Genomic DNA, 22,958 nt, shown 5'->3' with positions numbered 1-22,958 from the left:
GAGGACGATCAACGTGACTGACGAAGCCGAAGACTTCGACGGACCGTTCGACATCGAGGACTTCGATGATCCGGAGTCGGCGAAGCATGCCCGGCTGGATCTGGGATCGGTCCTGGTTCCGATGCCCGCCGCCGGCCAGGTGCAGGTGGAACTGACCGACCAGGGCGTGCCCAGCTCGGTGTGGATCGTGACGCCCAACGGACGGTTCACCATCGCGGCCTACGCGGCTCCCAAGACCGCCGGGTTGTGGCGTGAGGTGGCCGGCGAGCTGGCCGATTCGCTGCGCAAGGACGGCGCCAAGGTCCGGATCGAGGACGGTCAGTGGGGCCGCGAGGTGGTCGGCGCGAGCACGACCGCTCCGCAGGGTCAGCAGCCCGGCGTCGTCCGGTTCATCGGCGTGGACGGGTACCGCTGGATGATCCGCTGCGTGGTCAACGGACTCCCGGAGAACGTCGACGCGCTCGCTACCGAGGCCCGGGAGGCGTTGAAGGACACGGTGGTCCGCCGAGGCGACACGCCACTTCCGGTACGTACACCGCTGACCGTGCAGCTGCCCGAGGCGATGGCCGCCCAGCTGCGTGCCGCCGCCGAGCAGGCCCAGGCGCAGGCATTGGCGCAGGCGCAAGCGCAAGCCCAGGCTCAGGGGCAGGTGCCGCCGGAACCCGCGGCGCGTCGCAGTGCCGAGGGCTCCGCGATGCAGCAGATGCGCAGCACCATCACCGGGGGCTAGGTCTCCAGCAGGGCGGCGACGCATTCGGCGCCCAGCCGCGACTCGTCGGCCCCCATCTCGTCGAGCGTCACGGTGCGCAGCGCCGCGTGCGGAGCGGCGGCGACCCATTCGAGCGCGACGTCCACCGGGTGGACCGGGTCGTCGACGGCGGCCACCACCCCCATCGGGGTCCTCAGCGTGGTCAGCTGCGCCACGGTGGGCGCGACATAGCCGGCGGCTTCCTCCATCGCGTCGGGCAGGCCCGGCCACTGCGCCAGCCAGGACCGGGTCAACTCGGCGGCCAGCCATGCCGGGCTGGATGCCTGCATCGCCGAGACGGTCTCCGACAGCCCGTTGGCGCGGAGCTGCTGGGCCGAGTGACGGGCCGTCAGCGCCGCCGGGGCGTCACCGGGCTCTCCGGACCAGGCGGGCAGCGCGATCAACAGGCCGGTGACCCGGCTGGGATGGGCCAACGCCCAGGACGCCGCCACCGCAGCTCCGATGGACACCCCGCCGGCCACGATCGGCCCGGCGCCGCGCGCGGCCTCGTCGAGCGCCGCGAGGTATCCCGCGACCAGTCGGCTCGGATCCGGTGCAGGTGTGACCACCGTCGCACCGGCATCGTGCAAGGCGCCGGAAAATGCCCGGTAGACGTAGTCGTCATCGGATCCGGTACCGGCCAGCAGAACCGTTGTCACGCCACGTAAGTTGACCGCCATCACACGATGGTGACACCCCCGGCGCGCCACCCGCGCGCGACGTGGCGAAGAGGAACCAACAGGTCTACGGTGGCGTTGGTCAGATAGTGCATCCACCGCGGATTCACAGCAGGGAGAGGTATGGCTACGGCCGAAGGGTATCTGCGCCGGCTCACTCGTCGGCTGACGGAAGATCCCGAACAACTCGACGTCGAGGAACTCAGCGACGAGGCCGCTGCGACCGGCGCGCAGAAGGCGATCGACTGCCGACGCGGCCAGGAAGTCACCATGGTCGGCACCCTGCGCAGCGTCGAATGCAACGGTAAGGGCTGCGCCGGTGGTGTGCGCGCCGAACTGTTCGACGGCACCGATGCGGTCATGCTGGTGTGGCTGGGGCAGCGGCGTATCCCGGGGATCGAGTCCGGACGCACCCTGCGGGTGCGCGGTCGGCTCGGCACGCTCGACAGCGGTGCGAAGGCGATCTACAACCCGCTCTACGAGATTCAGAAGTGACGGAACCAGACACAGCGTCAGCGACCGAAGAAGATCCGCCCAAGAAGGGCGCTCAGGCCGTCCTGGAGCAGATGGGTGGCGTCAGCGGTCTCATCTACTCCTCGCTACCGGTGCTGGTCTTCGTGCCGGTGTCCACCAACGCGGGCCTCATGCCCGCCATCTACGCCGCCCTCGGCACCGCTGCGCTGGTCCTGGTGTGGCGGCTGATCCGCCGGGAATCGCTACAGCCCGCGGTGTCCGGGTTCATGGGTGTCGGCATCAGCGCGCTGATCGCCTACCTGGTCGGTGAGTCCAAGGGGTATTTCCTGCTGGGCATCTGGTCGTCGCTGGTCTGGGCGGCGGTGTTCGCGCTCTCGGTGCTGATCCGCCGGCCCGTGGTCGGCTACATCTGGGGCTGGGTCAACAACCACGACCGGGGCTGGCGGCAGGTGCGCCGCGCCGTGCTGGCCTTCGACATCGCCACCCTGACGTGGGTGGCGGTGTTCTCGTCCCGCTTCGTGGTGCAGCACCACCTGTACGACGCCGATGAGACCGGTCTGCTCGGCGTCGCCCGGATCGCGATGGGCTGGCCGCTGACCGGGGTGGCCGCGGTCATCACGTACTTCGCCATCCGCGCCGCGCAGAAGGCGCTGCGCGCCCAGACCGCGGCTTAGCGCTGCTGCGCGCGGAGCAGCAGTTCGCGCAGTTCGTCCTCGGACTCGGCGGTGGCCACGAAGACCAGTTCGTCGCCGCCCTCCAGTGGTTCGTCCCCCTCGGGGACGATCACCCGTTGCCCGCGCAGGATGGTCACCAGCGAGGCGTCCCGGGGCAGGTTGAGCCGTTTGACCGCTTTGCCGCCCCACGGGGTGTCGTCGGGCAGGGTGATCTCGACCAGGTTGGCCTGCCCCTTGCGGAAGCTCAGCAGCCGCACCAGATCGCCGACCGCGACCGCCTCCTCGACCAGGGAGGCCAGCATGCGCGGTGTGGACACCGCGACGTCGACGCCCCAGTTCTCGTCGAACAACCACTCGTTGCGCGGGTCGTTCACCCGGGCCACCACCCGTGGCACCGCGAACTCGGTCTTGGCCAGCAGGCTGAGCACCACGTTGGCCTTGTCGTCGCCGGTCGCGGCGATCACCACGTCGAACTCCTCAAGCTTCACCGATTCCAGCAGGGACAGCTCGCAGGCGTCGCCGAGGCGCCAGTGCGCCGCCGGGATGGCGTCCACGTCGATATGTTCGGGATCCCGTTCGAGCAGGGTGACCTCATGGCTCGAGACGAGCTCGCGGGCGATGGAACGGCCTACGGCACCCGCTCCGGCGATGGCGACTTTCATCAGCGCTCGTTGTCCTCGCTCGGGGGCAGGGCGGAGATGGCCAGGGCTTCGGCGATGTGCCCGGCGATGGCGGCGATGAAAACCTGGTCGCCTGCCTGGATGATGGTCTTGGTGTCCGGCAACAGCCCGGAGCCCAGCCGCAGGATGAACGCCACCCGGCCGCCGGTGGCGGCCTCCAGTTCGGTCACGGGGTGCCCGGCCCAGCCCTCGTGCAGCGGCAGTTCGGCGACCCCGACGTTGCCGGACGGGTCTCGCCACTTGGTGGTCTCGGATTCCCGGGTGAGCACGTTGAGCAGCCGGTCGGTGGTCCAAGGCACGGTGGCGACGGTCGGGATGCCGAGGCGTTCGTAGACGGCGGCGCGTTTTGCGTCGTAGATGCGCGCGACCACTCGTTCGACACCGAAGGTTTCCCGCGCCACCCGGGCGGAGATGATGTTCGAGTTGTCGCCCGAGGACACCGCGGCGAACGCGCCGGCTTCTTGGATCCCGGCGCGCAGCAGCACATCCCGGTCGAAGCCCATGCCGAGGACCCGTTCACCGGGGAACTCGGGGGAGAGCCGGTTGAACGCGGTGGACTCCCGGTCTATGACGGCCACCTCATGGCCGATCCTGGCCAGTCCGTCGGCCAGCGACGCGCCGACGCGGCCGCACCCCATCACCACTACCCGCACTGTCGGTCCTCTCTGGCCTGTCCAGGAATACCGTTACATCGAACACGCCGTTGCACCAGCGCACCCGGAACGCTACAGCCACCCCGCTTCGGGCCTAGTGTTGGCACTCGTGTCAAAGCTTTCGACCGCCGCCCGGCGGCTGGTCCTGGGGAGACCGTTTCGCAGCGATACGTTGTCGCACACCCTGCTGCCGAAGCGGATCGCCTTGCCGGTGTTCGCCTCCGACGCCCTGTCCTCGGTCGCCTACGCGCCCGAGGAGATCTTCCTGGTCCTGTCGGTAGCCGGTCTGGCGTCCTACTCGTTCGCGCCGTGGATCGGCCTGGCGGTGGCCGCGGTGATGATGATCGTGATCGCCAGCTACCGGCAGAACGTGCACGCCTACCCGTCCGGCGGCGGGGATTACGAGGTCGTCACCACCAATCTCGGCGGTACCGCCGGGCTGACGGTGGCCAGCGCGCTGCTGGTCGACTATGTGCTCACGGTCGCGGTCTCGATGTCCTCGGCGATGGCGAACATCGGTTCGGCCATACCGTTCATCAACCAGCACAAGGTGCTGTTCGCGGTGGCCGCGATCCTGCTGCTGGCATCGCTGAACCTGCGCGGTATCCGGGAGTCGGGCACGGCGTTCGCCATCCCGACCTACCTGTTCATGTTCGGGGTCACGGTCATGCTGGGCTGGGGTCTGTTCCAGATCCATGTGCTCGGTGTTCCGCTGCAGGCGGAGTCCGCCGCGTTCGAGATGCGCGCGGAGAACGAGCACGAGGACGTGGCGGCGATCGCCATGATCTTCCTGGTGGCGCGCGCGTTCTCCTCCGGGTGCGCGGCGCTGACCGGCGTGGAGGCCATCAGTAACGGGGTGCCGGCATTCAAGAAGCCGAAGTCCCGCAACGCGGCGACCACCCTGCTGATGCTCGGTGTGATCGCCACCACGTTGTTCATCGGAATCATCATGCTGGCCAAGGAAACCGGCGTGCAGATCGCCGAGCGCCCGCATGAGCAACTGGTGGGGGCGCCGGCGGACTACCACCAGAAGACGCTGATCGCCCAGCTTGCCGATGCGGTGTTCCACGATTTCCCGCTCGGCCTCTACCTCATCGCCGGTGTCACGGCGCTGATCCTGGTGCTGGCGGCCAACACCGCGTTCAACGGGTTCCCGGTGCTGGGATCGATTCTGGCGCAGGACCGCTTCCTGCCCCGTCAGTTGCACACCCGCGGTGATCGGCTGGCGTTCTCCAACGGCATCCTGTTCCTGGCGTTCGCGGCCATCGCGTTCGTGGTCGCCTTCCAGGCCGAGGTCACCCATCTGATCCAGCTCTACATCGTCGGGGTGTTCGTATCGTTCACGCTCAGCCAGATCGGCATGGTCCGGCACTGGACGCGGTTCTTGCGGATCGAGACCGATCCCGTCGCGCGACGCAACATGCACCGATCCCGGGTGATCAACGCCGTCGGCTGTGTGTGCACCGGCACCGTCCTGCTGGTGGTGGTGGTCACCAAGTTCGTGGCCGGGGCGTGGATCGCGATCCTGGCGATGGCCGCGCTGTTCGTGATCATGAAGCTGATCCGCAGGCACTACGACACGGTGGCGCGCGAACTCGACGAGCAGGAAGCCGACCTGGAGGACATCGTGCTGCCCAGCCGCAACCACGCGGTGGTGCTGGTGTCCAAGCTGCACCTGCCGACCCGCCGCGCGCTGGCCTACGCCCGGGCCACCCGGCCGGACGTACTGGAGGCCATCACCGTCAGCGTCGACGACGCCGAGACCCGGGAGCTCGTGCACACCTGGGAGGAGAGCGACGTCAGCACGCCGCTGAAGGTCATCGCCTCGCCGTACCGCGAGATCACCCGGCCGGTACTGGATTACGTCAAACGGGTCACCAAGGAGTCCCCGCGCACGGTGGTCACCGTCTTCATCCCCGAGTACGTGGTCGGGCACTGGTGGGAGCAGGTGCTGCACAATCAGAGCGCGCTGCGGCTGAAGGGCAGGCTGCTCTTCGAGCCGAACGTGATGGTGACTTCGGTACCCTGGCAGCTCAACTCGTCGGAGCGGCTCAAGACACTGCAGCCGCAGTCCGCGCCCGGCGATGCACGAAGAGGATTTCTGGATTGACCGGATCGGACCTGACTCTCACCACCGGGCCGGCCGCCAACGGCGGTAGTTGCGTGGCACGCCACGACGGGCGGGTGGTGTTCGTCCGCTATGCGCTGCCCGGTGAGGTGGTGCGGGTGCAGGTGGTTTCCGAGCGCGGATCTTATTGGCACGCAGACGTTGTCGAGGTGATCGAACCGTCACCGGACCGCATCGACTCGCTGTGCGACATCGCCGGACGCGATGGGGCGGGGTGCTGCGATCTGGCGTTCGCGGACCCTGCGGCCGCCCGCCGGATCAAGGGCGAGGTGGTGGCCAACCAGTTGGGCCGACTCGGCGGCCACGAGTGGTCAGGTGTGGCCGAGGAAGTCGGTGGGGCCGGCCCGACGGGCTGGCGCACCCGGGTGCGCCTGGACGTGTCCCATGCCGGGCGCGCGGGGTTTCACCGCTACCACAGTGCGGAGCTGGCCGAGGACCTGAACTGCGCGCAGCTGCCGGTGGGGATGCTCGAGGGTCTGGACGGATCCCGCTGGCCGCCGGGGGCGCAGCTGCATGTGGCCCTCGACGACGAGGGACGTCGTCATGTGGTGCAGGCCGGCCCGCGCAACGGGCGCAAGAAGGCCACGACCCAGGTCGCCGAGGGCGAGTACGAGGCGGTACAGCGCATCGGCGGTCGGCAGTGGCGCATCCCGGTGACGGCCTTCTGGCAGGCGCACCGGGACGCACCGCAGGTGTACAGCGACCTGGTGGCCGAGGCCGCGGGTCTGCAGCCGGGAATGACGGCATGGGATCTCTACGGCGGTGCCGGGGTCTTCGCGGCCGTGCTGGCCGACGGCGTCGGCGAGTCGGGCCGTGTGCTCACCGTCGACACCTCCCGAGGTGCCGCGCGTGCCGCCCGTGCGGCGCTCGCTGACCTGCCGCAGGTGTCGGTGGTCACGGAGTCGGTGCGCCGGGCCATCGCGGACCAGCCGGACCGCCCGGACGTCGCGGTGCTGGACCCGCCGCGCGCGGGCGCCGGCCGGGAGATCATCGAGCAGCTGGCCGGGATCCCCCGAATCATCCATATCGGTTGCGAGGCAGCCTCATTCGCCCGGGATGTGGGGGAGTACCTGCGGCAGGGCTACACCGTGGAGCAACTGCGGGTGTTCGATTCCTTCCCGCTCACCCATCACGTCGAATGCGTGGCTGTGCTCACGCGCTAATCAGGCCGCACGGTGGATCGTGACCACGTGGATGTCCCGGGTCAGGATGCGCAGCCCACCGGCGATCGGTGGCGCGATGGAGCGGTAGGTCGCTCCGGTGGGTGTGGTGTGTTCGGCGACGTGGCGTCCGCCGGGGTCGAACAGAGCGCGGACTTTCCAGCCCGGCTGTTCCTTCACGTAATTGCAGCGTTCGCAGCGGCCACTGCCGTTCAGTGCGTTGGTCGGGCCGTGGTGGGTGTGCGGCTCGGCGTGGTCGATGTGGCGGATCGGGGCGTCGCAGTACGGCGCCCGGCAGGTCTGATCGCGTAGCCGGATGAACTGGGCCAACCCGGCGGGGAAGGCCCGGGCCCGAGACTCCATCGCTACCAGCGCCCCGCTGTCCGGGGCGGCGTAGAGCCTGCGTAACTCGACCCGGCCCTGCTCGTCGATCGCATCGGTGATCATCTGGCGCGCCACTGCAGCCGGGATCGGTCCGTGGTCCTGGATTGCTGCGGCTGCGTCGCTCTGCCCGAGTAGGGCCTCCTCGGGGAGCACCACATTCACCGTGATCGGCACCGGCTCAGCGGCGGAGCGGCCGGTGACGCGCTCGTACATGGTGTCGGACATTGTCTGCCCGCGCGACCGCCCGTCGGGGTTGATATCGGCCTCGCGTTTGAGGCTGGCGTAGACCGAGACGCCCTGCGCCAATGGCATCAGTGCGGTCACATAGACCATGTTGTCGGGTGCGGGCCGAGTGGAGACGTTGCGGTCTGCGGGCGCCTTGGCCGCGCGGTCCACGATGGCCTGCGGATCCAGTTCGTAGGCGATCTCTTTGGCCTTTGCGGTGATGCGCTTGTTGCCCAGACCGTCGAGTGCGGCCGGATCGCCGCACATCCGATGATCGAATCGCCGACGATCCTCGACGGTCAGGCAGGCCGATTCGCGGACGATGATGGTGGCGCGCCATTCCGACAGCACGCCGGCTTCCAGCGCGGCCAGGGTGCAGGGCATCTCGTTGACCAGGGCCTTGGCGAAACCCAGGTGCCGATCGCCGTGGGTGGGCGAATCTCGGCGTGCCAGAGCGACTTCGGCGGCCATGCCGCGGCCGCGCTTCTTGGCCGGTATCCCGACCCGCCCCTCGAGCTGGCGGCGGATGGCGTCCCATTCGGCGGTGCTGCGGGCCTGCTCGGCGGCGGCGGCCGATTTCTGTCGTTCCAGGTCGGCGATGCGATCCCGCAGCGCCGCTTCCCGGGCCTGCAGATCGTCGGTAGTCGACTGTTCGAACATATGTTCGACACTACACCGATTCGGCTTCGCTGGAAAGGGTGAAGTCTCAGATCTGCACAGCCGACCAGAGCATCGCAAAAAGCCTCGCTTCCCAGTCCTGGCGAGACTTTCCGGTCCGGGCGCGTTCGGCGATGTAGGCGCCGACGAGGGCGTCGATGAGGGTGTCGGGATCGAGGTCGGGTCGAACGTCGGAGTCGCTCTGCATCTCTTCGATCACCGTCACCAGTGCGGCCCGCTGTGATCCGAGCACCTCCCGGAACAGCGCATTGAACTCCGGGTCCGCCTCGGTCAGCAGGGAAGCGAATCCGCCGAATCCGATCCCGTCGCCGACTGCGGCGACGGCCTGTCGAACCACCCAGTGCAGGCGCTCGGACGCTTGTGTGCGCGGTGGCGCAGGGCTTGCCGCCATCAACCGGGACAACGCCGCGCGCAGCACGTCGCGCCGATCGCTGTAGCGACGGTAGATGGTCGTCTTCGCAATGCCGGAGTGTGCTTGCACTGCCTGCACGGTGACTGCACTGGGTCCGCCGGTGCGTAGGAGTTGCAGGGCGGTGTCGGCGATGCGGTCGTTGACGTTCGCTGCCGCTGTCATGGGCTACAGTGTACGTAGCGCTACGCTTTGCGTAGCGTAGCGATATGTGAAAGGGGTTCGAGGATGAAGAAGATGTCCGGTGGCGCCGTTGTGTACCTCGGTTATGTGCTGATCCTGTTGGCCTTCGTGGCGTTGGGGGCGTGCGTGGCCGCGCTGGCATTCGGTAGCCCGTCGCTGGCTCTGGGTGCCGGCATCGCGCTCGTCGTTGCGCTGGGTGCCGGGGTCGCGGTGATCCGGAGCGGCCTGCGCATCAAGGGCGGCATCTGGTCGAAGCCGGCGGTCGGCACAGCGTCGAGAGCTACCTGGCGACCTACCGCAAAGCGGCTGACAGTGCGGCCGGTGAACCCGCCGACGTCGTGAGGATGCGCCGCGCGGCGTAGGAACGGTTGACAGATCGTTGGGTTTTCCCAACAATCGGTTATATGAGTCCGGTTAGGCGGGATAACTCCCGCCCGATCCTTAACCGCATCCCGGTGTTACGGGCGGAGCGGGGGATGAGCCGGGCCGACCTGGCGGCACTGATCGACGTGAACCCGCAGACCGTCGGAGCGCTGGAGCGGGGCGATCACTACCCGAGTCTCGATCTGGCGTTCCGTATTTGTGACGTCTTCGACCTTCCCGTCGAGGCTGTGTTCTCGCGGACCGAGTTCACACCGCTGTCCGTCCAGGTCTACCGACGATCCGAAGGGGGCAGTGCCGATGGCTGAGACAGATCTGATCGAGCGGTATCAGGATTTCCGCACCAGAAGGTTCCTGAAGCAAGAACAGGTATGGGCGAACTTGCTGCCGCACTGGCGCACACAGCGTCGGCGGCGCCTGCTCGTCATCACGCTGCTCGTCACCTTCGCGTTCATGTTCGGCGTCAGCGTGCTCTGTGCTTTCGGAGTTCAGTGGGCGCCACTGCTGTGGCTGCCGGCCTGCGCCGTGTTCTTTCCGGGCTGGATCGCGTTGCAGATCGTCTCCAGTCGCCGCGGTGACGCCCCGAGGGGAGCACTCGACGAATTCGAGATCGCTCAGCGCAACAGTGCGAGGTCCATCGGATTGACGATCACTCAGAACCTGATGATGATCCCGGTCTGCTACCTGATCTTCGGCGCTGTGATCACCGGCGGTACCGATACCGCCATGGCCTACGCGGGTGGTCTGATGGCGCTGACGGTTCTGTCGATCGGTGGGTGCTCACCCGCGATGATCCTGGGCTGGACTCGCCCCGACCCCGAACCCGACGTGCACTAAAATTACGACCCGGTGTGCCGGGAAGTCTGGTCGGCGACTGCCGAACGCTGACCAGAGGAGCCCGATGAACCGACCCCGTCTACTTTCACTGGGCTCCTGGCCCGAGACCCGCAGGGTCACCGAGATCCTCCGCAAGGAGACCGTCGGCGGTGTCATCCTGCTGATCGCCGCGGCCGCGGCAATCGTCTGGGCCAACTCGCCGTGGGCGGACAGTTACTTCGCGTTGCGGGATTTCACGATCGGCGGCGAACCGTTCGGTCTGCACCTGAGCCTGAGCATCGGGCACTGGGCCTCCGACGGCCTGCTCGCGGTGTTCTTCTTCGTGGTCGGCCTGGAACTCAAGCGCGAGTTCGTCGCCGGTGACCTGCGTGACCCGGGCCGGGCAGCGCTACCGATCGCCGCCGCGGTCGGCGGCATGGTGGTCCCCGCGCTGATCTTCGTGGCGGTGGCCGCCCGCCAGGGCGAGGGCGCCGTGCACGGCTGGGCCATCCCGACAGCCACCGATATCGCGTTCGCGGTGGCCGTGCTCGCGGTGATATCCACGCATCTGCCGTCCGCCCTGCGGATGTTCCTGCTCACCCTGGCGGTGATGGACGATCTGCTGGCCATCACCGTCATCGCGATCTTCTACACAGACACCCTCAACATCGCCGCGCTGGCACTGGCCCTGATCCCGCTGCTCATCTTCGCCGTATGCGTACAGCGCGGGGTACAGGCCTGGTGGATCCTGATTCCGCTGTCGATCGCCACCTGGGTGCTGATGCACGAGTCCGGGGTACACGCGACGGTGGCCGGTGTGTTGCTCGGGTTCATGGTGCCGGTCCACAAGAAGGCCCGCGAAGTCGATGCCGGGATGGCCGAATACTTCGAGCACCGGTCCCGCCCCATCTCGGCGGGCATCGCGATCCCGGTGTTCGCGTTCTTCGCCGCCGGGGTCAGCCTGGGCGGCTTCGGCGGGCTGGCCGGCGCCCTGAGCGACCCGATCACCCTGGGCATCGTGCTCGGGTTGGTACTGGGCAAACCGGTGGGGATCTTCCTCACCACCTGGACGCTGTCGAAGGTGACCCGCGCCGAACTGGACTCCTCGTTGCGGTGGATAGACGTGCTGGGTGTCTCGATGCTCGCGGGTATCGGATTCACCGTGTCACTGTTGATCGGCGACCTCGCCTATGCCGACGCGTCCCGTGAGGAGTTCGTCAAAGTCGGCGTGCTGACCGGTTCGGTGCTGGCCGCAACCCTGGCCTCGGTGCTGTTGGCCACCAGGAACGTCGCATACCGCCGAATCCACGAGACCGAGACTGCCGATCAAGATCACGACGGAGTGCCCGACATCTACCAGGCTCGACAGGACTGATGGGTGTTACGTGGGTAAACTATCGGGATGCTTAAACAGATCCGCGGTCCCGCAGATCTGCAGCACCTGTCCCAGTCACAGCTCGAAGAGCTGGCCGGTGAAATCCGTGAATTCCTCATTCACAAGGTCGCTGCAACCGGGGGACATCTGGGCCCGAATCTCGGCGTGGTCGAACTGACCCTGGCGCTGCACCGGGTCTTCGACTCGCCGCACGATCCGATCATCTTCGACACCGGGCATCAGTCCTACGTGCACAAGATCCTGACCGGACGCGCCGCGGATTTCGACCAGCTGCGCATGAAGGACGGCCTGTCGGGCTACCCGGCGCGCGCCGAGAGTGAGCACGACTGGGTCGAATCCAGCCATGCCAGCACCGCGCTGTCCTACGCCGACGGCCTGGCCAAGGCCTTCGAACTGTCCGGCCACCGCAACCGGCACGTGGTCGCCGTCGTCGGTGACGGCGCACTCACCGGCGGCATGTGCTGGGAGGCCCTCAACAACATCGCCGGCTCGAACCGGCCGGTCGTCATCGTGGTCAACGACAACGGCCGCAGTTACGCGCCCACCATCGGCGGGCTGGCCGATCACCTGGCGGCGCTGCAGCTCCAGCCGGGGTACGAGAAGTTCCTGGAAAAGGGCCGCGATGTGGTGCGCGGGGTGCCGGTCATCGGCGAGATCTGCTACCAGTGCATGCACAGCGTGAAGGCCGGTCTCAAGGACGCCCTGCAGCCGCAGGCCATGTTCACCGATCTGGGCCTGAAGTACGTCGGCCCGATCGACGGTCACGATGAGCATGCCGTCGAGACCGCGCTGCGGCACGCCCGCGGCTTCAACGCCCCGGTGATCGTGCACGTCGTCACCCGCAAGGGCATGGGCTACGCGCCCGCCGAAGCCGACGAGGCCGAACAGATGCACGCCTGCGGCGTCATCGACCCGCTCACCGGTCTGGCGACCTCGGAGTCGGCACCCGGTTGGACCGGCACCTTCTCCGACGAGCTGATCAAGATCGCCCGGCGCCGCCGCGACATCGTCGCGATCACCGCGGCGATGCCGGGCCCGACCGGCCTGGCGGCGTTCGGTCAGCAGTTCCCGGACCGGCTCTTCGATGTCGGCATCGCCGAGCAGCACGCGATGACGTCGGCGGCCGGCCTGGCGATGGGCGGCATGCACCCCGTCGTCGCCATCTACTCGACGTTCCTCAACCGTGCCTTCGACCAGATGATGATGGACGTCGCCCTGCACCAACTGCCGGTGACGATCGTGCTCGACCGGGCCGGCATCACCGGGCCGGACGGTGCCAGCCATCACGGTGTCTGGGACCTCTCGATCCTCGGCGTCGTGCCCGGTATGCGCGTCGCCGCCCCGCGCGACGCCGCCCGGCTGCGGGAGGAGTTGGGCGAGGCGCTGGAGGTCAAGGACGGTCCGACCGCCATCCGGTTCCCCAAGGGCGCTGTCGGCGAGGACATTCCGGCGATCGAACGTCGCGACGGGGTGGACATCCTGGCCAAGCCCGGGCCCGAGGCCACCGAGGACGTCCTGCTGATCGCGGTGGGATCGTTCGCCCAGATGGGGCTCGCCGTCGCACAACGCCTGCAACAGCACGGCATCGGCGTGACGGTCGTCGACCCGCGCTGGGTGCTGCCGGTGCCCGAGGCTCTGCACGCGCTGGCATCCGCGCACAAGCTCGTCGTCACCCTGGAGGACAACGGTGTGCACGGCGGCATCGGATCCACGGTGTCGGCCGCGCTACGCGCCGCCGAGATCGATGTGCCGTGCCGCGATGTGGGTGTGCCGCAGGAGTTCCAGACCTACGCCTCGCGCGGTGAGGTGCTCACCGAGGTCGGATTGACCGACCGACACATCTCCCGGCAGATCACCGGTTGGGTGTCGGCGTTGAGTTCCGTGGGTGACCAGGTCGGCCACCCGGTCGACTAACTGCGATGCGAATCAGTCCGCCGATACCTGTTCTGCGGATGTTCGACGTCGCGCGCACGCTCGACTTCTATTGCGGCTACCTCGGTTTCGGTAAGGACTGGGAGCACCGGTTCGAGCCGGGGTTTCCGCTCTACGTACAGGTGAGTCGGTCGGAGGCGACGATCCACCTGTCGGAGCACTACGGCGACGGCAGCCCGAACACGGTGCTGTGGATTCCGGTCGACGACGTCGACGCGCTGCACGCCGAGCTGACCGCGCGGCAGCACGGGTACTCCAGTCCCGGTATCGAGGACGACGGTCCGGGCGGCCGATGCATGACGGTCATCGATCCGTCGGGGAATCACCTTCGGTTTGCTCAGCCGGACTGAGTGCCTCCGTCAGCACCGGCACGGTGAGCTCGCGCTGCCAGGGCCGCGCCTTGGCAGCCGCCAGGAAATCGTCGACCGCCGCACGCACATCGGGCACCGGCTTCCAATCCCAGCACAACCGGCGCACGGTGTCGGGGGTCAGCAGATTCTCGGTGGGCACCGAAACCCGTTCGGACAACGCCGACAACGCGGTGCGGACGGCCTCCAGCCGTTCGGCGGCCTCCGGCTTGCGTCGCGACCAGCGGGCCGGGGGAGGCGGGCCGTTCAATGGTTCCGAACCCGACGGCGGATTCGGATCCTGCCGCGCCCGGGCCAACGCGTCCAGCCAGACCGCAGCGGTGCGCCGCTGCCTGCTGCCGCCGAACACCGGTAGCGCGGTGAGCTTTTCGACCGTGTCGGGATCGGCGGTGGCGGCGTTGATGATCGCGGCGTCCGGAAGGATCCGGCCGGGGGCGATATCGCGGCGCTGGGCGATCTGGTCCCGGGTGGTCCACAGCTCGCGCACCGCGGCCAGCGCCCGGGGATCGCGAACCTTGTGGATACCCGAGGTGCGCCGCCACTTGTCGCGGCGGGTGACCGTCGGCTCGGAGGTGCGAAGGAACTCGAATTCCTGTGCCGCCCAATCCGTTTTGCCCTGCTCGTCGAGGACGGCGGCGAGCGCCTCCCGCAGTTCCAGCAGCACCTCGACATCGAGCGCGGCGTAGTTCAGCCAGTCGGCCGGCAGCGGACGTTTGGACCAGTCGGCGGCACCGTGGCCCTTGACCAGGCCCAGCCCCAACAGCCGGCGCACCATCTCGGCGAGATTCACCCGGTCGAATCCGGCCAGCCGGGCGCCGAGTTCGGTGTCATACAGGCGCGGCGGGATCATCCCCAGCTCGGCCAGGCAGGGCAGATCCTGGTCGGCGGCATGCAGCACCCACTCGTCGGTGCTCAGCACCTCGGCCAGCGGCGCCATCACCTTCAGCGCGTCACCACCGTGGTTCACCGGATCGATCAGCACCGTCCCGGCACCGGTCCGGCGGATCTGGACCAGATAGGCACGGTTGGAGTAGCGGAACCCCGAGGCGCGTTCGGCGTCGATCGCGAACGGTCCGGACCCGCCGGCCAACAGCTCGGCGGCCCGGGCGATATCGCTGGGATAGAGGGCGACCGGCGGCACACCGTCGGCAGGGGCCAGCAGGGGAGTCGCTTCCGGTTCGGGTGCGGCCCCGGAGTCTTCGGGTTCGGTCATGTCAGGCGCGGGTGCGGGAACCCAGCGTGGTTACCCCGGTGGGCGGCAGTCCGGCCGCATGCTCGAGTACCTCGCAGAACGCCTGGACGTGCGGACCCAATTCCAGGTCGGTCGCCGTCCACGACGCCCGCAGCTCCAGCTGATGGGCCCGTGGCGGGCCGGAGATGTCGCCGTAGCGCACCGAGGTGGTCGCGGTGACGGTGCCGCCCAGCGCGGTGACGGCGTCCCCGTGCTGTTCCAGTGCGTCCTGCAACCAACTCCATGCCACCTCCGGCAGCAGGGGATCGACGGCCTCACTGGAGTCAAGGTCGGCTTGGATGTAGGCGACCAGGCGCATGGTTCCGTCCCAGGCCTCGGCGCCCTCGGGATCGTGCAGCAGAATCAACCGGCCGAATGCATCGCCCTCGGACCGCTCCGGCACGACGGCGGCGTCCGGGTGGCGGACTTCGGCGCCCAGCGCATAGCTGAAGGGCGCCAGCCGCTGCGGCGGACGGATCGGCCCCAGCTCGATCTCCGGCCGAACGGTGGCGGCATTCATGGCAGCAACCGCAGTGCGGAACTGAGCCGGTTCGGCGGACGTCACAAATCTGGACGGTAGCCCCAACTCGTCTCAGCCGTGCGCAGGCGCGCCGATCATCGGACACATGGCACGATGGGGCCCGATGAACACCCGTCGTGACCTGCCCGAGTCGCCCTATCTCGCCGCCGCTGCCGGCCGCACCCCGAACCGCACCCCGGTGTGGTTCATGCGCCAGGCCGGACGATCGCTGCCGGAGTACCGCGCGCTGCGCGCCAACCACAAGATGCTTGCGGCCTGCTTCGATCCGGAGCTGGTCTGCGAGATCACCCTGCAGCCGGTGCGCAGGCACGGCGTCGACGCCGCCATCCTGTTCTCCGACATCGTGGTGCCGCTGAAGGCGGCCGGCGTCGCGCTGGACATCGTCCCGGACGTGGGGCCGGTCATCGAGCACCCGATCCGGTCCCGTGCCGACGTCGCCGGTCTGCCGCGCCTGGAACGCGGTCAGGTGGCCCCCGTCACCGACGCGGTGTCGCTGCTGGTGGCCGCCCTGGGTGAGGTCCCGCTGATCGGATTCGCCGGCGCGCCGTTCACCCTGGCCTCCTACCTCGTGGAGGGCGGTCCCAGCCGCAACCACGAGAAGACCAAGGCGATGATGTTCGCCGAGACCGAGACCTGGCACGCGCTGATGACCGCGCTGACGGAGTTGACCATCGAGTTCCTGGAGGCGCAGCTCGACGCCGGTGTCGATGCCATCCAGTTGTTCGACTCGTGGGCCGGCACGTTGTCGCTGGCCGACTACCGCAGCCATGTGCTGCCGCACAGCGCGCGGATCTTCGCTGCGCTCGCCGACCGCGGCGTGCCGATGACCCACTTCGGGGTGGGTACCGCCGAACTGCTCGGCGCGATGGGTGAGGCCGGGGCCACCATGGTGGGCGTGGACTGGCGCACCTCGTTGACCGCGGCCGCCGGCCGGGCACCGGCGGGCACCGCGCTGCAGGGCAACCTCGACCCGGTCGTGCTGCTGGCGGGCTGGCCGGTGGTCGAGCGCGCCGCCCGCGCCGTCGTCGAGGACGGCCGCGCCGCCATCGCCGCGGGCGCCTCCGGTCATGTCTTCAACCTCGGACACGGCGTGCTGCCGGCCACCGATCCCGGGGTGGTGACCGATCTGGTGAGTCTGGTGCACTCATTGTGAGTTCCACCTACTGCGTCGTCGGGGGAGGCATCTCGGGCCTCACCGCGGCGTACCGGCTGCGCGTCGCGGCCGGGCCGGACGCCTCGATCACCCTGTTCGACCCGGCCGACCGGCTCGGCGGGGTGCTTCGGACCGAGACCGTCGGCGGGATGTCGATGGATGTGGGCGCCGAGGCGTTCATCACCCGCCGCCCCGAGGTGCCCGCGCTGCTGGCCGAACTCGGCCTCACCGGCCGGCAGGTCGCCAGCGCCGGAGCCCGGCCGCTGATCTACAGCCAGGGCCGGCTGCATCCGCTGCCCGTCGGCACCCTGCAGGGGATCCCGGCGCGCGCCGACTCGGTCGCCGGCCTGGTCGACCCGCAGACGGTGGCCCGAATCGCCGAGGAAGACCGCCGCGCCTTCAGCTGGCGCCCGGGCGCCGACCCGTCGGTCGCCGAGCTGGTCGGGGACCGGTTCGGCGCACAGGTGGTCACCCGGTCGGTGGAACCGCTGCTGACCGGGGTGTACGCCGGGTCGGCGGCCACCATCGGGGTGCGTTCGGCGTTGCCGGGGCTGGCGGCCACCTTGGACCGTGGCGCACGCAGCCTCACCGAAGCGGTGCGTAATACCCTGCCGCCCGTACAGTCCGGCCCCGTCTTCGGGGCCCTCGATGGCGGCTACGCCGTCCTGATCGAGGAACTGGCCCGGCGCGCGGACATACGCTGGGCCCAGGTCGGGATCGATCGGTTGGTGCGCTCGGCGCACGGCTGGGAGCTGATCGACGACGAGGGGGAGCACTGGACCGCCGACGCGGTCGTCCTCGCCGTCCCGGCGCCCCGGCTGGCACGGCTCGTCGAACCCGTCGCCCCGCGCAGCGCGGCGGCGGCCCGGCGCATCGGGGTGGCCTCGACGGCACTGGTGGCGCTCGCCCTGCCCGGTGGCACACCGCTGCCGGATCAGTCCGGGGTGTTGGTCGCCACCGGAGAACGGTTGCACACCAAGGCGATAACCCTCACCTCGCGCAAGTGGGGACGGCGCGGCAACGTGGAACTGGTGCGGTTGTCCTACGGGCGGTTCGGCGACAATCTGGCCCGCAGCATCGGTGACGACGAGCTGCTGAACTGGTCGCTGGAAGACCTCCAGAACGTGTTCGGCATCGCCGCCGACCCGGTGGACCACCGGGTGCAGCGCTGGATCGACGCGATGCCCCAGTACGGTCCCGGCCACGGCGATCTGATCGCCGAACTGCGGGCCGGGCTGCCGCCCGCGCTGGCTGTCGCGGGCGGCTACCTCGACGGCATCGGAGTCCCCGCCTGTGTGGGATCCGGGGCGAAGGCAGCCGCACGGTTGGTGGCAGGATAGGGACATGGCCAAGCTCGATTACGACAAGCTCAACTCGGTGACCAGGTACATGATGATCTCGGTCTTCGCGGTTCAGCCGGAGGCTCTCGACGCAGACCGATCCGCGGTCATCGACGAGACCGCGACCTTCCTCAAGCAGCAGGAGGACAACGGAGTCGTCGTCCGCGGCCTCTACGACGTCGCCGGCTTCCGTGCCGATGCCGACTTCATGATCTGGACGCACGCCGAGCGGGTCGAGGACCTGCAGGCCACCTACTCGGCGTTCCGCCGGACCACGCTCGGCCTGGCCAGCGACCCGGTGTGGAGCGTGGTGGCGCTGCACCGGCCCGCCGAATTCAACAAGAGCCACGTCCCGGCGTTCATCGCCGGCGAGGATCCCGGCGACTATGTCTGCGTGTATCCCTTTGTCCGGTCCCTGGATTGGTACCTGCTGCCCGACGACGAGCGCCGCAAGATGCTCGTCGATCACGGGATGGCCGGTCGCGAGTACCCGGACGTGCGGGCCAATACGGTGCCGGCCTTCGCCCTCGGCGACTACGAGTGGATCCTGGCGTTCGAGGGGCCCGATCTGGGGCGCATCGTGGAACTGATGTGGAAGCTGCGCTACACCGAGGCCCGCCGGCACGTCCGCGAGGAGACCCCGTTCTTCACCGGGCCGCGGGTGGGCGTCGAGCAGTTGCTGACCAAGTTGCCCTGAGTCCCCCCGGAAACGACACCCGCTGCCGAGGGTTTGCTAGCGTCGCAGGATGCCGAGAGTCGGCCGAGTGGGGACGGTGGCTACGGTTGTAGCCCTGGCGTTCTGTGCATGGCTCCTCAGCGGACGGGGTTCACCGGAAATCCGGATCGCCGTCGAGGACATCGGCTTCGTCGTTCTCGCACTGTTCGTCACCGCGTGTTGCGGACACGCCGCCCGGCGACACCAGGGCCGGCAACGCACGGTCTGGCTCTGGGTCACCCTCGGGATGGTCGGCTACACGGCCGGGTCGGTGATCTGGGCCTATCACGAATGGTGGCGTGCCGAATCGCCGTTCCCGACTGCGGGCGACATCGGCTACCTGATGCTGCCGGTCGCGGTCTGCGTCGCTTTGCTGCTCATGCCGGTCGGGACCTCGGGCTATACCCACACCCGGTTGGCGCTGGACGGGTTCATCGTGGCGGTGGCGTTCTTCCAGATCGGCTGGTGGACGCTGCTGGACCCGCTTGTCCACGCCGGTGGCGCCAGTAGGTTCGCGGTCGGAGTCGCGCTGGCCTACCCGGTGCTCGATCTCGGCGTGCTGACGGTCGCCGTTCTGGTGCTGGGGCGCATCCACTCCACGCAGCATCGGGCACTGGCCCTGCTGGTCAGTGGCATAGCGCTGATGGCCTTGGCCGACTGCGTGTTCGTGTACTCGAACATGTGGGACGACTTCACCGTCGTGAAATACGGCAGCGTCGGCTGGGCGTCCGGGCTGCTGCTGATCGCCCTCGCGGCGCTGAGTCCGGACGCGCCCGAGACCGAAGTCGCCGGCGGTGAGCGGCAGATCTCCCGATGGGCGATGTGGCTGCCTTATGTGCCGATCGTGCTGGCCATGGCCGCGGCGCTGGTGCGCTTCGCCGCAGCCCCCGCGCTGGCACCCGCACTGAGCGCCTCGGTGCTGCTGATCGTGCTGGTGCTGCTGCGTCAGTTCGTCGTGGTGGGGGAGAACCGCCGCCTGCTCAGGGCCGTGGAAGCGCAGGCCATGAGCGACCCGCTGACCGGCCTGGCCAACCGGGCCCTGTTCCAGGACAGGTTGGCGCACGCCATGGTGGTGCACCGGCGCGACCAACAGACGGTGTCGGTGCTGTCCCTGGATCTCGACGACTTCAAGCTCGTCAACGATGGGCTGGGCCACCCGGCCGGGGACCGGTTGCTGGTCCAGGTGGCCGAGCGGATCCTGGGCCGGGTGCGGTCCAGCGACACGGTGGCACGGGTCGGCGGAGACGAGTTCGTGGTGTTGATGGAGGGCGATCCCGACGAGTCCCGCGAGGTCATCGGGCGGGTGTTGCGGGCCTTTGACCGACCGTTCGACGTCGACGGGCACGACCTGCTGTTGCGCCCCAGCGCCGGCTTGGCGGTCGCCTCCGCGGAGGACCCGGAGCTGTCTGCCGAACGGCTGCTCAAACAGGCCGACGTGGCGATGTATTCGGCGAAGCGGTCCCGGTCGGGCGGGGTGCACATCTACAGCCCCGCCGACATGCCGGACGTTGACGAGCGCGGCAGCACCGCATCGGATGCCGCCGGGCAGGACAGCGCCGTGGCATACCAGCTGCTCGGGCAGTTGCGTCAGGCGATCGACAACCGGGAACTCACGCTGGCCTATCAGCCGAAATTCGATCTGGTCGACGGCTCGATCGCCGGCGTGGAAGCCCTGGTGCGCTGGCCGCACCCCGATCGTGGGCTGCTGGGCCCGGATCAGTTTCTGCAGCTGGTCCGCGATCACGGGCTGATGCGGCCGATCAACGAGCTGGTGCTCACCCTGGCGCTCGATCAGATCGCCCGGTGGCGGGATCTGGGTCTGGAGGTGGCGGTGGCGGTCAACGTGTTCGCCCCGTCGTTGAGCGATCTGGCGTTGCCCGGGGGAGTCGCCCACGAGCTGAGCAGGCGCGGTTTGCCGTGCGGGGTCCTGACCGTGGAGATCACCGAGGATCTGTTGCTGGGCAATCAGGAACACACCCGCGCGGTGATCGAGCAATTGCGCGAGCGTGGGGTCCGGGTGGCGATCGACGACTTCGGCAGTGGCTATTCGGCGTTGTCGTACCTGCGGGAACTGCATGTCGACGAACTGAAACTGGACCGCGGGTTCGTCACCGCGGTGCTCGGCGACCGGCGCGCGGCGGCGATTGTCCGGGCGGTCATCGACCTGGCCCGCGAACTCGGCCTGACCACTGTCGCCGAAGGTGTGGAGAATGCCGAAACCGCAACGATGCTAAGGGATTACGGCTGCCAGGTGGCGCAGGGCTATCTGTACAGCCCGCCGCTGTCGCCGGACGACATGCTCAGTCTGCTGAGGTCGCGCCGGCCGGCACCAGACGCAACGATATCGAGTTGATGCAGTAGCGCTGATCGGTGGGCGTCGGATAGCCCTCACCCTCGAACACGTGGCCCAGATGGCTGTGGCAGTTGGCGCAGATGACCTCGACCCGGGTCATGCCCAGCGAATCGTCGCGCCGCAGGATCACCGCATCCGAATCGGCGGGGTCGTAGAAAGACGGCCAGCCGCAGTGGGATTCGAACTTCTCGGTGCTGCGGAACAGCTCGGCCCCGCAGGCCCGGCACTCGTAGACCCCCGCGGTCTTGGTGTCGGTGTACTCGCCGGTGAACGGCCGCTCGGTGCCGGCTCGGCGCAGCACCTGGAACTCGGCGGGGTTGAGCTTCTCGCGCCACTGATCGTCGGTCAGCTCAAGCTTGGGGCCCGGGGTTGTCATGATTTAACGCTAGCGCGCCGAGGCTCATCCGTCATCCACGGCGGATCGATGCCGGAATCCAGCCGGCCCTCGGACTTGGCGTCCAGGTAGCGGAAGTACAGCACGCAGAACACCACGATCAACATCAGCGACCAGCCGTAGGTGATCTTCATGTACTCCAGGAAGCGCCCGGTGGTCGGCCAGTGCACGAGCAGCCAGCGGTCCATCGTCATGAACCCGTACACCGCCAGCCAGGCCGGCCAGTTGTGCAGCACCGAGTTGCGCAGCACCACCGTCATCAGGAACGGGAACAGCATCGTCGAGTAGTAGCCCTGGCCCAGCGAGAGCACCAGGAAGGACGCGGTCAGCAGCACACCCGAAGAAGTCAGCAGCCAGAACATCGGGTCGCGTTCGCGGTAGTACCGGTAGAGCAGGTACAGGCTGCCGGCGGCCAGCAGCAGGAAGATGATGCGCAGCGACAGGATCAGCCACATCGGCAGGCCGTAGTAGATGCCGTTGCCCAGGATGGAGGAGTTGAAGTAGTCGCGCGTGGACATCAGGTAGGGCACGGTGTTGTGGACCCAGCTCATCGGGTCCGAGACCAACGGCCACGCGGCCGCGTTGAACACCAGCGGCACACCGAAAGCGGTGACGAGCGTGTAGAACTGGCGGTTGAGCACCGGCAACAGCAACAGCGGCGCCAGCGATGGTTTGACCACCAGGGTCAGGCCGATCGCCGCGCCGGCCAACAGTTCCGCGCGCACACCGCCTTTGAGCAGGAACCGGAAGAACAGCACCGCACCCAGCAGCATGCAGCCGTTGATGTTGGTGAACACCAGTGTGTTGGTGACGGATTCGGTGCAGAACATCGCCAGCACCAGAGCCGGCGCGGCCACCGAGGACAACGTGTAGTTGAACATCCGCAGCAGCAGGTAGGCCGCGATCAGGAAGGCCAGCACGTTGAACGTGATGTACCAGTAACGGGCCGCGTCGACCGGCAGGTACCCGAACGGGGCGAGCAGCAGTGTGCCGCCGGGCGGATACAGATAGTGCGGGTCGACGTGGTCGAAGTTCTCGTTGTAGATGTCCCAGCCCATTTTGAAATTGATCACCGCGCGGTAGACCGGGCCGAAGTCGTCGGTGATGTAGCCATTGGTCCCCAGCACATAGCTGCGGTGGATCACCGACATGATGGCCAACGGCCACAGGATGGACCGCAGAATCGTTGCGGTGCTGGGCGGTGTGGTGCTGGGACGGAAGGCGTTCAGCACACCGGAGGGCAGGAACGACACCAGCGCACCCTA

Annotated in this window: 24 protein-coding genes; 15 read left to right on the top strand and 9 right to left on the bottom strand. The window is 68.3% G+C overall.

All coding sequences use genetic code 11. From position 1 onward, the window contains the following. Positions 1-7: 7 nt before the first annotated feature. Positions 8-730: a DUF3710 domain-containing protein gene (locus V4U86_RS16080; RefSeq protein ID WP_395312073.1), complete on the top strand. Its 723-nt coding sequence runs from the start codon at positions 8-10 to the stop codon at positions 728-730. On the opposite strand, the gene V4U86_RS16075 is transcribed toward V4U86_RS16080, so the two are convergent. Continuing rightward, positions 727-1,428 (bottom strand): serine aminopeptidase domain-containing protein, encoded by a 702-nt coding sequence (locus V4U86_RS16075; protein WP_395306962.1) that lies wholly within the window; start codon positions 1,426-1,428, stop codon positions 727-729. The genes V4U86_RS16080 and V4U86_RS16075 overlap by 4 nt on opposite strands. 120 nt (positions 1,429-1,548) lie before the next feature. Here V4U86_RS16075 and V4U86_RS16070 point away from each other — a divergent pair, with 120 nt between their 5' ends. Together V4U86_RS16070 and V4U86_RS16065 are read left to right on the top strand one after the other, a co-directional pair. Then, positions 1,549-1,920, top strand: a complete 372-nt coding sequence (locus V4U86_RS16070; RefSeq protein ID WP_395306961.1) for an OB-fold nucleic acid binding domain-containing protein — start codon at positions 1,549-1,551, stop codon at positions 1,918-1,920. Further along, the gene (locus V4U86_RS16065; protein WP_395306960.1) at positions 1,917-2,573 is read left to right on the top strand and encodes a DUF3159 domain-containing protein; all 657 of its coding nucleotides are present in this window, start codon (positions 1,917-1,919) and stop codon (positions 2,571-2,573) included. The genes V4U86_RS16070 and V4U86_RS16065 overlap by 4 nt, the downstream gene beginning before the upstream one ends. On the opposite strand, the gene V4U86_RS16060 is transcribed toward V4U86_RS16065, so the two are convergent. Then, positions 2,570-3,235, bottom strand: coding sequence for a potassium channel family protein (locus V4U86_RS16060; RefSeq protein WP_395306959.1), 666 nt, complete (start codon positions 3,233-3,235; stop codon positions 2,570-2,572). The genes V4U86_RS16065 and V4U86_RS16060 overlap by 4 nt on opposite strands. After that, entirely contained in the window at positions 3,235-3,906 is a 672-nt protein-coding gene (locus tag V4U86_RS16055; RefSeq protein WP_395306958.1) for a potassium channel family protein, read from the bottom strand. Before V4U86_RS16055 ends, V4U86_RS16060 begins: the two co-directional genes overlap by 1 nt. Positions 3,907-4,015: 109 nt before the next feature. Between V4U86_RS16055 and V4U86_RS16050 the strand changes: the two genes are divergently transcribed. Both V4U86_RS16050 and V4U86_RS16045 read left to right on the top strand, forming a co-directional pair. Continuing rightward, positions 4,016-6,016, top strand: coding sequence for an APC family permease (locus tag V4U86_RS16050; protein WP_395306957.1), 2,001 nt, complete (start codon positions 4,016-4,018; stop codon positions 6,014-6,016). Next, the gene (locus tag V4U86_RS16045) at positions 6,004-7,197 is read left to right on the top strand and encodes a class I SAM-dependent RNA methyltransferase (RefSeq protein WP_395312072.1); all 1,194 of its coding nucleotides are present in this window, start codon (positions 6,004-6,006) and stop codon (positions 7,195-7,197) included. Before V4U86_RS16050 ends, V4U86_RS16045 begins: the two co-directional genes overlap by 13 nt. Here V4U86_RS16045 and V4U86_RS16040 read toward each other — a convergent pair whose 3' ends face one another. Both V4U86_RS16040 and V4U86_RS16035 read right to left on the bottom strand, forming a co-directional pair. Beyond that, positions 7,198-8,463 (bottom strand): HNH endonuclease, encoded by a 1,266-nt coding sequence (locus V4U86_RS16040; protein ID WP_395306956.1) that lies wholly within the window; start codon positions 8,461-8,463, stop codon positions 7,198-7,200. It abuts the gene before it with no gap. A gap of 46 nt (positions 8,464-8,509) precedes the next feature. Then, complete coding sequence (locus V4U86_RS16035; protein WP_395306955.1) at positions 8,510-9,055, bottom strand: TetR/AcrR family transcriptional regulator; 546 nt, start codon at positions 9,053-9,055, stop codon at positions 8,510-8,512. Positions 9,056-9,118: 63 nt separating this feature from the next. On the opposite strand from V4U86_RS16035, the gene V4U86_RS16030 reads away from it, so the two are divergent. The 6 genes from V4U86_RS16030 to V4U86_RS16005 all read left to right on the top strand — a co-directional run bounded on the left by V4U86_RS16030 (position 9,119) and on the right by V4U86_RS16005 (position 13,948). After that, on the top strand, positions 9,119-9,415 hold the full coding sequence (locus V4U86_RS16030) for a hypothetical protein (protein ID WP_395306954.1): 297 nt from the start codon (positions 9,119-9,121) through the stop codon (positions 9,413-9,415). Positions 9,416-9,477: 62 nt separating this feature from the next. Next, positions 9,478-9,762, top strand: coding sequence for a helix-turn-helix transcriptional regulator (locus V4U86_RS16025; RefSeq protein ID WP_395306953.1), 285 nt, complete (start codon positions 9,478-9,480; stop codon positions 9,760-9,762). Beyond that, positions 9,755-10,291, top strand: coding sequence for a hypothetical protein (locus tag V4U86_RS16020; protein ID WP_395306952.1), 537 nt, complete (start codon positions 9,755-9,757; stop codon positions 10,289-10,291). The genes V4U86_RS16025 and V4U86_RS16020 overlap by 8 nt, the downstream gene beginning before the upstream one ends. A 64-nt stretch (positions 10,292-10,355) precedes the next feature. Next, the gene (gene nhaA / locus V4U86_RS16015) at positions 10,356-11,645 is read left to right on the top strand and encodes a Na+/H+ antiporter NhaA (protein ID WP_395306951.1); all 1,290 of its coding nucleotides are present in this window, start codon (positions 10,356-10,358) and stop codon (positions 11,643-11,645) included. Between the two features lie 27 nt (positions 11,646-11,672). Next, complete coding sequence (gene dxs / locus V4U86_RS16010) at positions 11,673-13,580, top strand: 1-deoxy-D-xylulose-5-phosphate synthase (RefSeq protein WP_395306950.1); 1,908 nt, start codon at positions 11,673-11,675, stop codon at positions 13,578-13,580. A 5-nt stretch (positions 13,581-13,585) separates the two neighbouring features. Next, positions 13,586-13,948, top strand: coding sequence for a glyoxalase superfamily protein (locus V4U86_RS16005; protein WP_395306949.1), 363 nt, complete (start codon positions 13,586-13,588; stop codon positions 13,946-13,948). Here the strand turns inward: V4U86_RS16005 and V4U86_RS16000 are convergent. After that, entirely contained in the window at positions 13,902-15,179 is a 1,278-nt protein-coding gene (locus tag V4U86_RS16000) for an HRDC domain-containing protein (protein ID WP_395306948.1), read from the bottom strand. The genes V4U86_RS16005 and V4U86_RS16000 overlap by 47 nt on opposite strands. A 1-nt stretch (position 15,180) precedes the next feature. After that, positions 15,181-15,717, bottom strand: a complete 537-nt coding sequence (locus tag V4U86_RS15995) for a DUF3000 domain-containing protein (RefSeq protein ID WP_395312071.1) — start codon at positions 15,715-15,717, stop codon at positions 15,181-15,183. A 124-nt stretch (positions 15,718-15,841) separates the two neighbouring features. Here V4U86_RS15995 and hemE point away from each other — a divergent pair, with 124 nt between their 5' ends. The 4 genes from hemE to V4U86_RS15975 all read left to right on the top strand — a co-directional run bounded on the left by hemE (position 15,842) and on the right by V4U86_RS15975 (position 21,299). Then, positions 15,842-16,891, top strand: coding sequence for a uroporphyrinogen decarboxylase (gene hemE, locus V4U86_RS15990; RefSeq protein ID WP_395312070.1), 1,050 nt, complete (start codon positions 15,842-15,844; stop codon positions 16,889-16,891). Further along, complete coding sequence (locus V4U86_RS15985) at positions 16,888-18,231, top strand: protoporphyrinogen oxidase (RefSeq protein WP_395306947.1); 1,344 nt, start codon at positions 16,888-16,890, stop codon at positions 18,229-18,231. Before hemE ends, V4U86_RS15985 begins: the two co-directional genes overlap by 4 nt. A 4-nt stretch (positions 18,232-18,235) precedes the next feature. After that, positions 18,236-18,928 carry a hydrogen peroxide-dependent heme synthase gene (hemQ, locus tag V4U86_RS15980; protein WP_395306946.1) on the top strand — a complete coding sequence of 231 codons (693 nt, stop codon included), beginning with the start codon at positions 18,236-18,238 and terminating at the stop codon, positions 18,926-18,928. A 76-nt stretch (positions 18,929-19,004) separates the two neighbouring features. Next, a complete protein-coding gene (locus V4U86_RS15975) occupies positions 19,005-21,299 on the top strand; it encodes a putative bifunctional diguanylate cyclase/phosphodiesterase (protein ID WP_395306945.1) in 2,295 nt (764 codons plus the stop codon). Here V4U86_RS15975 and msrB read toward each other — a convergent pair. Together msrB and aftC are read right to left on the bottom strand one after the other, a co-directional pair. Then, entirely contained in the window at positions 21,247-21,675 is a 429-nt protein-coding gene (msrB, locus tag V4U86_RS15970) for a peptide-methionine (R)-S-oxide reductase MsrB (RefSeq protein WP_395306944.1), read from the bottom strand. The genes V4U86_RS15975 and msrB overlap by 53 nt on opposite strands. Further along, a complete protein-coding gene (gene aftC / locus V4U86_RS15965; protein ID WP_395306943.1) occupies positions 21,672-22,946 on the bottom strand; it encodes an arabinofuranan 3-O-arabinosyltransferase in 1,275 nt (424 codons plus the stop codon). Before aftC ends, msrB begins: the two co-directional genes overlap by 4 nt. Positions 22,947-22,958 lie beyond the last annotated feature (12 nt).

Origin of the sequence: Mycobacterium sp. AMU20-3851 (assembly GCF_043974665.1) — a bacterium.
Taxonomy (GTDB): domain Bacteria; phylum Actinomycetota; class Actinomycetes; order Mycobacteriales; family Mycobacteriaceae; genus Mycobacterium.
This window is presented reverse-complemented; position numbering and strand designations above follow the sequence as displayed.